This is a genomic window from Marinobacter sp. ATCH36 (assembly GCF_023555055.1).
GTDB lineage: Bacteria > Pseudomonadota > Gammaproteobacteria > Pseudomonadales > Oleiphilaceae > Marinobacter.
In genome coordinates this window covers 167,322-180,032 of record NZ_JAMJPL010000006.1, presented here as the reverse complement: position 1 = coordinate 180,032, position 12,711 = coordinate 167,322, and the positions used below count along the sequence as shown (strand labels likewise).

Genomic DNA, 12,711 nt, shown 5'->3' with positions numbered 1-12,711 from the left:
CGCCCCAGCCGTTTCCGGTTACCAGGGAATAACGGAGCCATCCCAGCTCAGAAAGGTTCCGTTATCCTTTTCGGTCAAACCCGTTACCACACGCAGGATATTGTCCGCCGTCTCCTCGGGTTGGTGCACCTGAAGTTGCGCCAATGAGCGGGTAAAAGGCTCGCTCAATGGCGACAGTGTAGTTCCGGGATGCACGGCTACACAGGCCAGTGGATGGTATTTTCTGGGCAATTCAATAGACAGGTTGCGTACCAGCATGTTCAGCGCTGCCTTTGAGCTTCGGTAGGCATACCAGCCTCCAAATCCATTATCGGTAATAGACCCGACCTTGGCAGAAACAGCCAGTATGCGCTTGAAGCCACGGTGACGAAGCCAGGGGGAGATGGCCTGAACCAGCATCGCGAAGCCGGTAGCATTCACTGCAAACGCATGGGCAAAAGCCTTCGCATCCAGGTCTTCCAGTCGCTTCTCTGGAGTCATGCCCGGACCATGAAGTATCCCGGCCGCGTAGATCATCGTGTCCAGCCCTGCCTCCGGTGGCAGGACTGCCTTGAGCTTTTCGACCACATCCAGGGCACTTCCGTTTTGGGTCGCATCCCACGGAATCAGTGTGACCCGACTTACCTGCTCCTGACTCAAAGCAACCGACGACGGGTCACGACACAGCCCGACCACGGATAACTCTGAATCCTGTTCCAACAGTCGCCTGGCCAGTGCGAGGCCAATAGCCCCGGACATCCCGGCAATCAACACCTGCTTCATAGAACCTCCCGGCATCTAGGGCCTGCCCGTGAATTTGATGGCCCCGCTGAATTGGTACGAATATTTTCAGCTTCAGACCGACCGCCAGAGTGAACCAGAGATTAAAACGGGCGTATGAATAGTAGCGTTGACACAATTACCTGCATTGAGGAGAGAATTCCATGCAATATCAGGCCCCGGCGAACGACCTTCGCTTTTTGCTGTTTGATGTCCTTGGCGCGGACAGGCTCCACGAGCTGGAAAAATACACGGACGCCACTCCCGACCTGATTTCGGCGGTGATCGACGAAGCCGGTAAACTGGCGGCGGAAGTAATCCAGCCCACCAACCAGGCCGGCGACCGCCAGGGGTGCCAATACAATCCTGAGACCCACGACGTTACCACACCGGACGGATTCCGCGAGGCCTACACCAAGTTCGTCGAAGGCGGCTGGACGGCACTCGACGCACCGTTACAATACGGTGGCCAGGGCCTGCCCCATACCCTCAAGTTCGTGGTAGACGAGATGGTCTGCTCCACCAATCTGTCTCTCGGTATGTACCCGGGCCTGACCCACGGAGCCATCAGCGCCCTGTATGCCCACGGTTCTGACGAGCTGAAAGATACTTACCTGGAAAAACTGATCTCTGGCGAATGGACCGGCACCATGTGCCTGACGGAGCCGCAGTGTGGCACCGACCTCGGCATGATCCGCACCCGCGCAACCCCCAATGATGACGGTTCCTACGCCATTGAAGGTACCAAAATCTGGATTACCGGTGGCGAACACGATCTGGTGGACAACATTGTGCATCTGGTACTTGCCAAGCTTCCCGGCGCACCGGACACCACCAAGGGTATTTCCCTGTTCGTCGTGCCCAAGGTGCTGCCGGATTCCGGCGATCGCAACCCGGCTTACTGTGGCGGCCTCGAACACAAGATGGGCATCAAGGGTTCCGCCACTTGCGTGATGAACTTCGAGGGTGCCAAAGGCTGGCTGGTGGGCGAGCCCAATGACGGCATGCGTGCCATGTTCACCATGATGAACGAGGCCCGTCTGATGGTTGGCATGCAAGGCCTGGGCTTGGCCGAGATGGCCTACCAGGAAAGCCTCGGTTTTGCCCGCGAGCGCCTGCAGAGCCGCTCCCTGAGCGGCGCCAAGAACCCCAACGGCCCGGCAGACCCGATCATCGTGCACCCGGATGTTCGCCGAATGCTGATGCGACAGAAGGTGCTGAATGAAGGCATGCGTGCTCTGGCTCTGTTCACCGGACACAAACTGGACCTGTCTGTTGCCCACGGCGATGAGTCTGTTCGTGAATCCGCGGACGATCTGGTGCAGCTGCTGACCCCGGTGGTGAAATCCTTCCTCACCGACGAAGGGTTCAACAACGCCAACACCGGCCTGCAGGTACTGGGCGGTTCCGGCTTCACCACCGACTGGCCGCTGGAGCAACTGGTGCGGGATGGCCGCATCGCCCGCATCTATGAGGGAACCAACGGCATACAGGCAATGGACCTGGTGGGTCGCAAACTCAGCCTCAAGGGTGGTCAACTGGTCCGCACCCTGTTCTCCGAGCTCACCACCTACCTCAAGGAGAATCCGGAGGCCCCGCACCGGGAGGAGTTGAAGGGCGCCATCAAGTCACTGGAGTCTGCCACACTGTGGATCGCCAGCAATGCCCCTAAAGATCCGGAGCAGGCCGGTGCGGCAGCAACGCCATACCTGCGTCTGATGGCCCTGACCGTCATCGCTTACCTCTGGTCGCGCATGGCTGGCGTAGCGCAGAAGCAACTGGATGCCGGCGAGGGCAACACGCCTCTGCTGGAAGGCAAACTGGTTTCAGCCCGCTTCTATTTCGAGAAGTTGCTGCCGGAGATCCAGTGGCTGCAGCAGGACATCGAGAGCGGCAAGGACTCCCTCATGGCCTTCGAGGACGACCACTGGGCGGCGTGATCGACTTTTTGATACTTGCTTTCAGGCCATGCTCTTGCATGGCCTTTTTTGTGGCTGATAATCGCTCTCTCCGATACCTGACCGTTCGCGGAATAGAGACGGACGGCAGGGCTGGGTTACAATCGTGGCTTTTGCGCGGGGTTGCAGCATGACGGGTGACGATTTCCACTTCCGCTTCGGTGGTATAGAGCGACTGTATGGCCGCAGGGCCCTTGAGCGCTTCCGTCATGCCCATATTGCCGTTGTCGGCCTGGGTGGTGTCGGCTCATGGGCTGCCGAAGCCCTCGCCCGTTCAGGCATCGGTACACTGACGCTGATCGATATGGACGACATCTGCGTGTCCAATACCAATCGGCAGCTACACGCGCTTGCCGGCCAGTATGGTCGCACCAAAACGGATGCCATGGCGGAACGGCTGAGGGGCATCAACCCCGAAGCCGATATCCGTGTCCACTTCGGGTTCCTGAACACCAGGAATGTCAGTGAACTGATTACCCCGGAGATGTCTGGGGTGGTTGATGCCATTGACAGCGTCAAGGCCAAGGCGTCGCTGATTGCGCACTGCCAACGCCAGAAAACTCCGCTGGTCTGCGCTGGTGGCGCCGGCGGCCAGATGGATCCCACCCAGATTCGCGTCAGCGACCTCAGCAAGACCACCCAGGATCCACTCCTGGCCAAGGTTCGTAACCTGCTGAGACGGGAGTATGGCTTCTCACGCAACCCCAAACGCCGTTTCGGAATCGAAGCCGTGTACTCCCTCGAACAGCTCACGTATCCTGCAGGAGACGGTGAGGTCTGCCTCCAGAAACCAGCCACCGAAGGCCCGGTGAGACTGGATTGCGCCTCAGGATTTGGCGCTGCCAGCCCGGTGACCGCCAGCTTCGGTTTTTTTGCAGCAGCCAGGCTTCTTGCAAGGCTCGCTCGCAAGGCGGAATCAGACGACAGAACCAACCCATGAATCAACGGACCTGATGCCATTATGACCGTCAGCACTGTTTTTCTACTTGCCTGCATTGGTGTGCTTTCCCTTTTCTGCCAGTGGCTCGCCTGGCGCGTGCGCATGCCGGCCATCCTGTTCCTGCTGGCTGGAGGTATTGCTGCGGGGCCACTGCTCGGCTTTCTGAACCCGGAACAGGTGTTCGGAGACCTGTTGTTCCCGGTGATCTCCCTGGCAGTCGCTATCATTCTGTTCGAAGGCAGCCTGACCCTACGGTATGAAGAAATCCGTGGCCACGGCAAGATGGTCCGCAACCTGATTCCCATCGGCTCCGTCGTTACCTGCTTTATCGGTACCCTGGCGGCGCGCTGGATCCTGGATGTGTCCTGGGAGGTGGCGCTGCTGTTCGGCGCCATATCCATCGTCACCGGCCCAACAGTAATCGCCCCATTGCTGCGATCCGTCAGACCGGAGGCCAAACTTGCCAATATCCTGCGCTGGGAAGGCATCATCATCGACCCGGTGGGTGCCCTGCTGGCGGTTCTGGTTTTTGAAGGTATCGTGTCCTGGGGCCAGGGCAACGTTTTCGGCCACTCTCTGTATATCTTTGGAAAAACGCTGGCGGTGGGATTTGTGCTGGGTGCAGTGGCGGGCTGGCTGAACGGTATTGCCCTGCGCAAGCACCTGTTACCCCAGTACCTGCATAATGCCGGCACCCTCACGTTCATGCTCGGCGTCTATGCGCTTTCCAACGAGATGGCCCATGAGTCCGGCCTGTTAACGGTCACCGTCATGGGTATCTGGATGGCGAATATGAAACAGGTACCCATCGACAGCATTCTGGAATTCAAGGAATCCCTGAGTGTGCTGCTGATATCCGCGCTTTTCATCATCCTGGCTGCGCGGGTGGAATTTACAGCCATCGCCCAACTGGGGTGGGGTCTGGTGATCGTGCTTGCGTTACTGATGCTGGTGGCACGCCCGCTAAGCATCTTTCTGTCTGCCATTGGCACCAGTCTTGACTGGCGGGACAAACTGTTCCTGAGCTGGATTGCGCCCCGGGGCATCGTGGCCGCCGCGGTATCAGCCCTTTTTGCATTCCAGCTGCAGAAACTGGGCTACGAGAGTGCCGGTGCCCTGGTGCCGCTGGTGTTCATGCTGATTATTGCCACCGTCACCCTGCAAAGCCTGACTGCACGACCGCTGGCCAAGTTGCTGAAAGTGGCCGAGCCCGCGGAGTACGGCTTTCTCATCCTCGGCGCGAATCCGGTGGCACGTAAAATCGGCCTGGCACTGAAAAAACTGGAGGTGCCGGTCACGCTGGCTGATACCAACTGGGAAAACGTCAAACAGGCGCGGATGGAGGACCTGCAGGTGTACTTCGGCAACCCGGTGTCAGAGCATGCCTCCACCCATCTCGACCTGACCGGCATTGGAAACCTGTTGGTGATTTCTCCTTATAAGCACATGAACTCACTGGCGACGTATCACTTTCTCGATTGGTTCGGCAAAGACTCGGTACTGACTCTGGCAGAAGGGGACCAGGACCAGAAAGCCAGGCACCAGACGGCGGAAAAAATCCAGATGACACGGGGACTGTTTGGCGGGGTGAGCTACGCCAAGCTTGCCAGCCTGGCCAGCCAGGGGTATTCAGTCAAAACCACCCAGCTCAGTGAAGAATTCACGTTTGACGACTTTCTGGAAAAATACGACCGCCAGGCCATGGTGCTGTTTGTGCTCGACCCTCGCGGACACATCACGCCCGTCAAAAGCATGAATAGTATCAAACCCGAGAAAGACTGGACCCTGGTCAGCCTGGTGCCGCCCCAGGCAAGGAAAGAACGTAAGGAACGGGATACCGGAGAGGCTCCGGAACCCGCTCCTGCCTGAGCAGCTCAGCGGGTACGGCAATCAAGAACCAGCTTGCCCCTGACGTGCCCGCCCTCCAGCATGCGGTGAGCATCGGCCACCTGATCCAGCGAGAAGGTTTCGTCGATGTGAACCCGCACGTCGCCATCCTCGATCAGCTCGGCAATCTCATCAAGATGAAAAACATCGGGGCGGACAGTCATGCCGTGTGCCCTTAGCCCCAGGCCTTCCGCCGCAGTAATGATTTCATCTGCCGTTACCGTAGGAATCGTCACCAGCACGCCATGCTCGCTGAGGGTGTGCAGGGAACGTTTCCCTGCCTCACCTCCCACCAGGTCCAGCACCACGTCCAGGCCATAGCATTCGTCGACCACATCGGTGGTGTGGTAATCAATCACCTCATGGACACCCAGGGCGGCCAGAAAATCACGATTGCTCGCAGAGGCAGTGGCGATAACATGGGCTCCCCGCTCGAGTGCGAATTGAACTGCAAAATGGCCGACTCCGCCAGCCCCGGCATGAATCAGCACTTTCTGGCCTGCCTCGAGTTCCGCCACTTCAAACAGCGCTTGCCAGGCCGTCAGCGCGGCGAGGGGCAAGGCACCTGCGGTCACCAGGTCGAGCTCTTCCGGCACAATGGCCAGCTCGTCAGCACGGGCAACGGCATGCTCCGAATAGCCCCCGCCGCGGGCGGGAAAGCCCACCATGCCCATAACCCGGTCACCCGGTACCAGGTTGGTTACGTCACGACCAACCGCAACTACCTCGCCAGCGGCGTCAAAACCCGGGGTCCAGGGTAGGTGATCTTCAATCTGCCGGGCGACAAAGCCCAGCCCCTTGCGGGTTTTCCAGTCAATGGGATTCAACCCGGCACCGGCTACCCTGAACAATACTTCCTCGGCACCCGGTTCAGGAATCGCAGAAGATTCGATCCGCAGTACGTCGGCATCGCCAAAGCGGTCATAGACCACCCGGCGCGTGGCATTGCCAGCGTTCGTATCAACGGTGTTTTCCATGATGTTCTCCAGACAGCTTCAGGGACAGGACAGAATTATTTGTTCAGACTAGCAGAAACTTCAACTTGTGGTATCAAAGCCGTGCCCTCCCGGCACCATCGCACCACCGAGGATCTCGGCGAACTCCACGGGCATCCGCGACGGCCGCTGGCTCTTCATGTTTACGCAGGCGTGGGTGGATACAGCACGTACCAGGGCTTTGCCATCGGACTCCCGAACCAGTTGGAACTGGCGCGCCGAGCGAAAACGGCCATCAAAGCCGGTCAGCCAGGTTGCCAGCACCAGCCGGTCGCCCGCATTGGCGGCAGACAGGTAATCAATCTCTGTGCGGGTGATTGCCATGGCTTTGCCGGTTTTTTCGTGCAACTCCCAGGTCATCCCCAGGCTCTCGATATGCTGCCAGCTGATCTCCTCCAGCCAACGGACATAGACCACGTTGTTGGCGTGGCCGAGCCTGTCAGTATCCTCATCACGTACATCAATAGTCATGGTAAACGGCTCAGGAAGATCCCAGCTCACCGGGTTGCCATTACTCATCATTGCCTTCTCCAAGGCCAGGAATGGCCGACAACGCTAACCGGCCGATGCGGTCGTTGTGAAGTGAACCAAAGTACAGGTGGCCATTGTGGGGGTTAATCGAAGTTATCTCCTGCAGATGGGTACCACGGGTGTCATGCAGGCTGGTAATCACCCGGCCCTGTTCGTCCATTGCCACAACCAGCCCGTATTCCTGAGGCTCTGGCAGGAAGTAATCGGGCAATTTAGCCAGTAGATCCTTGAGCCAGGGCTGCCGGTGCATGGCGTCAACCTGAGGATTCCTCAGGGTTGGGAAGGCCACCCAGAAGCGGCCTTTTCCGTCGACGGCCAGGTTGTCGGGAAACCCCGGAAGGTTATCGGCGAATACCTCGGCCTGGCCGGGATTGCGTCCGCCAATCCAGTATTTGAGGATGCGATACTTCCAGGTTTCGTTGACCAGCACGTATTCACCATCCGGCGACACCGCTACGCCGTTGGCAAAATGCAGATTACTCAGCAGCACTTCGGTTCGCCGCGTACTCGGATCGTAACGCAACAGACGGCCGTGTGGCCGCATTTCAAGCAAATCCAGTTGGTAATCAGGCAGGCGGAAACGGGAGCTGGCGTCGGTAAAATAGATCCGGCCGTCCGGGGCAATATCCACATCGTCGGTAAGGCGAAAAGGCAGCCCCTCGGCTTCGCGGGTCAACAAGGAAATGGTTTTGTCCGGCGTAATGGATAGCAACCCTTTCATGGCATCCGCAACGATCAGATTGCCGTGCCGGTCGAACACCATACCCAGTGGGCGCCCCCCGGTTTCCAGCCAGTTTTCAACCTGGCCATCCGGCCGCACCCGGACAATCCACCCATCTGCAGTGCCGGTGTAAAGCACGCCATTATCATCCACGGTGGTGTCTTCAGGGCCATGGACTTCTCCCCTCGCCAGAAGATCTGCCAACCGCAGGCGCTCGTTCGGGGCCAATGCGCCGGTTAGTGGCTGGGGCGAGGGCGCGTTCCAGGACTGGCTGTTGATAGGCGAAGGCGACAACAGAAAACTGCCCAACACCAGAAAACCGATCAGCAACGCTCCCAGAAGCCACTTCATAGATGATGCCTGTTCCTGTCAGATATAGTCTTGCCACCTTACCAGACCCCTGCCAGCGGCTAAACTCGTAACCACGCCGCCAGCCAGGCGGGACACTGTCTAGTCGGAAAGGAAACGACGACACAACGCGGCAAAGCTGTCGGGCTTTTCTGCATGCAACCAGTGCCCGGTACCAGAGATAATCCGCAAATCGGCATTGGGGAAAAGCCGGCGAATTTCGTCGCGGTGTTTCTCCTGAATATAGGCAGAGTCAGCGCCCTTGATAAACAACACCGGGCCTTCGAACGGGCCATCACCCTCGGGCGCCTCGGCAAGTTTCGGATAACACTGTTCGATAACTGGCAGGTTAAGCCGCCAGCGATAAGTCCCGGGATAATCGTTGCGCTCATCGTCGGCTACGCGCACCAGATTTTTCAGCAGAAACTGCCGCACACCGGGCTCTTCAACATAGTCAGCCAGCGCCCTGTCAGCATCCTGACGTGAGCGGATCGCGCCCAGGTCCAGGGATTTGAGCCCTTCCAGAACAACATCATGACGGGGCCGATAGGTTACCGGCGCGATATCTGCCGAGATAATCCGGTCAACGCGCTCCGGGGCCCTCAACGCCAGCTGCATTGCAGTCTTGCCGCCCATCGAATGGCCGAGGATAGCGGCTTTGTCCAGCCCCCGGGCATCCATGTACGCCAGCACATCGTCCGCCATCGAGGGATAGTCCATGGTATCCGTGTGCGGAGAGCTGCCGTGATTGCGCTGATCCAGGGCATGGATCTGCCACTGATCCTGCAACCGGCGACTGATACCCCCCAGGTTGTCCAGTGAGCCGAACAGGCCGTGCAGCAATATCAGTGGCGAGCCATCGCCGGAAATTCGGTAGTTGAGTTCAACAGTCATAGACAGGGCCTCCTGTGACACCGGTAAACCGACTACATTACCATCGGTGGATACAGGCACAAGCGGAAGCGGTCTCAGGCGTGGTCAGGACAGGTCCTGTATACGAAAAAAGCCGGGGTTGCCCCCGGCATCAGGTCATAAACCTTGGTGTCGTTCAATTGCCTATACGATGGGCGATCAGCAGTAGTACATGCTGTTCAGGTACTCAGCGAGCGCGGCAATGTTGGAGCGCTCCAGTTCGTTGTTGGGCACAAAAATTTTCAGTTCCATGCAGACACCTCCTGCTTCAATCTGTGGGGATGATAATCCTCTATAAGTTAATGCTATCGTTGTTCCAGCAATTAACCATTGACAGGCTGTCCCACAGGCTTGACATTTTGTATCAGCATAAATTAATTCCAGTTAACCAATAAACAAAGGTGACCGTGAACGCTCCACAGGCAGAAGCCACCTCATCGCCACTGGTTGCAGCGTCCAGTACGCTGGCGCTGGTTCACTATCTGGACCGGCAGGGAGTGCTGGATCTTCGCACCGTGGAGAGGATATCGGGATTCCGCCGTGATGAGCTGACCGATCCGGACCTTCGCATCCCCGCTGACAACCACTACCGCCTCTGGGAATACGCCGAGCAGATTACCGGAGACCCGGCTGTCGGCCTTCACGCCGGTCAGGTAATCGATCCTGACCGCATGGGGCTGGTCGGGCACGTGTTTTTCAATTGCGATACATTGGGCGAGGCTGTAACCCAATATGTTCGCCTGCATCGGCTGATCAATGAATCAGTCACACTGAGTTTCGAACAGGCCGGCGACCAGGCGATTCTCACCTGGCAAGCAGATTCGCCCGGCCACTATTGCCGGCAGGATATGGATCGAACGATGGCCGCGGCCCTGTGTCGCACAAGGCATTTCATCCATCCTTCCATCGTTGCCGAGTGGGCCGAGATTGCCCATGCCAAACCCTCCTATGCACAGGAATACCAACGAATACTCGGGGGGCCGGTGTATTTTGGCAGTGGTAGCGCCCGGCTGGCCTTTAACAGTCGTCATTTGAGTCATCCGATTCCGCATCGCAACCCCTACGTCTATTCAGCCGTGTTGAAACAGGTCAACGGGCTATTGGCACGGCTCCAAAGCCGGCGTACTTTTGGCCGCAAGATCCGACGACTGATATCCCGCCAGATGGCCACCGAACGTATCGATGCGGATACCCTTGCCGGGCAGTGTCATATGAGCCGTCAGACTCTTTACCGCCGGCTGAAGAAAGAAGGTCTGGGGTTTCACGAGCTGGTGGAAGAGGTTCGCAAGGACAAGGCCCTGCGCTACGTTGCATCGGATCACTACGCGCTTGGTGAAATTGCGTTCCTGCTTGGCTTCTCCGAGCTCAGTGCTTTCAGCCGCGCCTTCAAACGCTGGACCGGCATGGCGCCAGCGCAGTATCGGGCCCGACACCAATGACTCTGCCCGACGTTTCCTGGCTCGCCGCGGTCATCGGGCTGCTGTACCTGACCGCAGCCGTCTGCATTTACCGGATACTGATGACCTACCGAACTGCCCAAAGTGCGCTTGCCTGGGTTCTTGCGCTGATTGGCCTGCCCTACATCGCCGTCCCCCTGTTCCTGCTGTTCGGGCGCAACCGGTTCGGAGGTTACCTGAAGGCACGTCGCACCGGCGACGCCGCGCTCACCGACCTGCTGAATCACTATGAGCAACAGGCCGCGGCGATCAGCCAGCAGGATCATGAACATTTTGATGATGAGCTCCAGGTGCTCTGCAAACTCGGCCGACAGCCATTCACCAAAGGCAACCAATGCGATCTGTTGAAGGACGGGGAAGCCACTTTCGAGGCGTTGTTCGATGCCATGGAAAATGCCCGGCGCTATATCCTGCTGGAGTTCTATATTGTCCGTTCTGACAAAATCGGCCAGCGCATCAAGTCGATTCTTCAGCGCAAACTCGCCCAGGGTGTCGAAGTGTGGTTTCTGTACGACGATATTGGCAGCGTCTGGTTACCCCGGAAATATCTCAGGGAACTGGCCGCAGCCGGGGCAAACGTCGCCTCCTTCGGGGACGGCAATGTTCGCCGTATGCGCTTGCAGGTGAATTTCCGCAACCACCGTAAACTGCTGGTGTGCGACGGGGAAGTGGGTTTTGTCGGGGGTATTAACCTTGGCGATGAGTACCTGGGCACGGCCATGGACGAAGAACCCTGGCGCGACAGCCACTGCCGCATTACCGGGCCGGCGGTAACCGGCCTGCAACTGGCCTGGCTGGAAGACTGGAACTGGGCCAGCGAGGAATTCCCCACGCTCAACTGGACGCCCACCATGCCCGCACGCGGTGATCAGGAGGTGCTGATTCTGCCGACCGGGCCGGCCGATACCTACGAAACCTGCACCCTGTTTTTCCTGAACTGCATTAACAATGCGCGGCAACGAATCTGGATTGCGTCCCCTTATTTCGTGCCTGATTTCCAGATCATGAATGCCCTGCAACTGGCGGCACTGCGGGGTGTGGATGTGCGCATTATCATTCCGGAAAAATCCGACAGCGTGTTAATCAGGCTTGCCGCCTACTCTTACCTCGTTCAGGCCTGCCGGGCCGGCATTGGCATCTATCGCTACCAGCCAGGCTTCATGCACCAGAAAATGGTGCTTGTGGACCACCGTTATGCAGCCGTTGGTACGGCCAACCTGGACAACCGGTCCATGCGGTTGAACTTTGAGATTACCGCCATCAGCACCGCCAGCGACTTTGTTGACGGCATCGAGCAGATGCTGGAGCAAGACCTCGCCAGCTGTCGCCTGATGTCGGAAAAAGATTACCGTGACCGCTCGATTCCTTTCCGCCTGGCATGCAGAACCATCCGCCTGGCCGCCCCCTTACTCTGAAACGGGCCACAGCAGCAACCCCGGTTTTTAGTGTGACCATTTTCCGGGCGCAGGTAATGTGAGAGTATTCCGGAACCAATGAGCCAGCACACGCCGTAACGAAGCAGGACCATGACCACATTCAAGCCCCGCGAAACCCTGACCGAACAGGTTGCACGCCACGTCGAAAACCTCATCGCTTTTGGCCAGCTCCGCTCCGGTGAGCGCATTTATGAGAGCGCCATGGCGAAGCAGATGGACGTCAGCCATGGCTCAATCCGCGAAGGGCTGCTGTTACTGGAAAAACGCCACCTGGTGCAGAACGTTCCCCGAAAGGGAGCATTCGTCACGCCGCTGGATGAGTTTTTCGTGCGTAGTCTTTACGAGGTGTTGCAACTGTATCTGACCCATACCGGTCGCAAGCTGGTGCGACAGTGGCAGCCCGCTGACATGGACAAGCTCGAATCCCTGTATCAGCGCATGAAAGCCTGCCACGACAACAATGACCTGCTGGCATTTCTGGAGCTCGGCATAGAATACACTCAGGCATCGCTGGCCTATGCCGACAACTATTTCATTGTGTCGGCCATTGAGGATCTCTGGCCGTCAGCCAAACGCTGTGCCTTTGTCGCTTTTCAGCGCGGGGGCAATCGGGTGCTGGAAGACAACCTGCAACACGTGCGTGAATCCATCGACGCCATCCGCGACCAGGATGAGGAACGCATGGCGGCGATCTTGGCAAAGTACGCCGAACAGCAGTGCCAGCAGGTTCTTGAAGCCATTACTAGCGCAACGGCCAGCGCCTGACC

The 12,711-nt window shown here is 58.2% G+C and carries 11 protein-coding genes; 6 read left to right on the top strand and 5 right to left on the bottom strand.

Translation table 11 applies throughout. From position 1 onward, the window contains the following. Positions 1–18: 18 nt before the first annotated feature. Positions 19–762 carry an SDR family oxidoreductase gene (locus M8010_RS16775; protein WP_250093853.1) on the bottom strand — a complete coding sequence of 248 codons (744 nt, stop codon included), beginning with the start codon at positions 760–762 and terminating at the stop codon, positions 19–21. A gap of 161 nt (positions 763–923) precedes the next feature. Here M8010_RS16775 and M8010_RS16770 point away from each other — a divergent pair, with 161 nt between their 5' ends. The 3 genes from M8010_RS16770 (at position 924) to M8010_RS16760 (ending at position 5,526) form a co-directional block, all read left to right on the top strand. Beyond that, positions 924–2,699 carry an acyl-CoA dehydrogenase C-terminal domain-containing protein gene (locus M8010_RS16770; RefSeq protein ID WP_250093852.1) on the top strand — a complete coding sequence of 592 codons (1,776 nt, stop codon included), beginning with the start codon at positions 924–926 and terminating at the stop codon, positions 2,697–2,699. A gap of 148 nt (positions 2,700–2,847) precedes the next feature. Then, a complete protein-coding gene (gene tcdA, locus M8010_RS16765) occupies positions 2,848–3,657 on the top strand; it encodes a tRNA cyclic N6-threonylcarbamoyladenosine(37) synthase TcdA (RefSeq protein WP_250093851.1) in 810 nt (269 codons plus the stop codon). Positions 3,658–3,678: 21 nt separating this feature from the next. Continuing rightward, complete coding sequence (locus tag M8010_RS16760) at positions 3,679–5,526, top strand: cation:proton antiporter (protein WP_250093850.1); 1,848 nt, start codon at positions 3,679–3,681, stop codon at positions 5,524–5,526. 5 nt (positions 5,527–5,531) lie between these two features. On the opposite strand, the gene M8010_RS16755 is transcribed toward M8010_RS16760, so the two are convergent. The 4 genes from M8010_RS16755 to M8010_RS16740 all read right to left on the bottom strand — a co-directional run bounded on the left by M8010_RS16755 (position 5,532) and on the right by M8010_RS16740 (position 9,033). Continuing rightward, entirely contained in the window at positions 5,532–6,521 is a 990-nt protein-coding gene (locus M8010_RS16755) for an NADP-dependent oxidoreductase (RefSeq protein WP_250093848.1), read from the bottom strand. Positions 6,522–6,581: 60 nt separating this feature from the next. Continuing rightward, a complete protein-coding gene (locus M8010_RS16750) occupies positions 6,582–7,058 on the bottom strand; it encodes an acyl-CoA thioesterase (protein ID WP_250093907.1) in 477 nt (158 codons plus the stop codon). Next, positions 7,051–8,142, bottom strand: a complete 1,092-nt coding sequence (locus M8010_RS16745) for an SMP-30/gluconolactonase/LRE family protein (protein WP_250093846.1) — start codon at positions 8,140–8,142, stop codon at positions 7,051–7,053. The genes M8010_RS16750 and M8010_RS16745 overlap by 8 nt, the downstream gene beginning before the upstream one ends. A gap of 99 nt (positions 8,143–8,241) precedes the next feature. Further along, complete coding sequence (locus tag M8010_RS16740; RefSeq protein ID WP_250093844.1) at positions 8,242–9,033, bottom strand: alpha/beta fold hydrolase; 792 nt, start codon at positions 9,031–9,033, stop codon at positions 8,242–8,244. A 419-nt stretch (positions 9,034–9,452) separates the two neighbouring features. Here M8010_RS16740 and M8010_RS16735 point away from each other — a divergent pair, with 419 nt between their 5' ends. From M8010_RS16735 to M8010_RS16725, 3 genes are all read left to right on the top strand, one after another. After that, entirely contained in the window at positions 9,453–10,490 is a 1,038-nt protein-coding gene (locus tag M8010_RS16735) for an AraC family transcriptional regulator (protein ID WP_502846229.1), read from the top strand. After that, positions 10,487–11,923: a cardiolipin synthase gene (cls, locus tag M8010_RS16730; RefSeq protein ID WP_502846228.1), complete on the top strand. Its 1,437-nt coding sequence runs from the start codon at positions 10,487–10,489 to the stop codon at positions 11,921–11,923. The genes M8010_RS16735 and cls overlap by 4 nt, the downstream gene beginning before the upstream one ends. A 111-nt stretch (positions 11,924–12,034) precedes the next feature. Next, entirely contained in the window at positions 12,035–12,709 is a 675-nt protein-coding gene (locus M8010_RS16725; protein ID WP_250093842.1) for a GntR family transcriptional regulator, read from the top strand. Positions 12,710–12,711 lie beyond the last annotated feature (2 nt).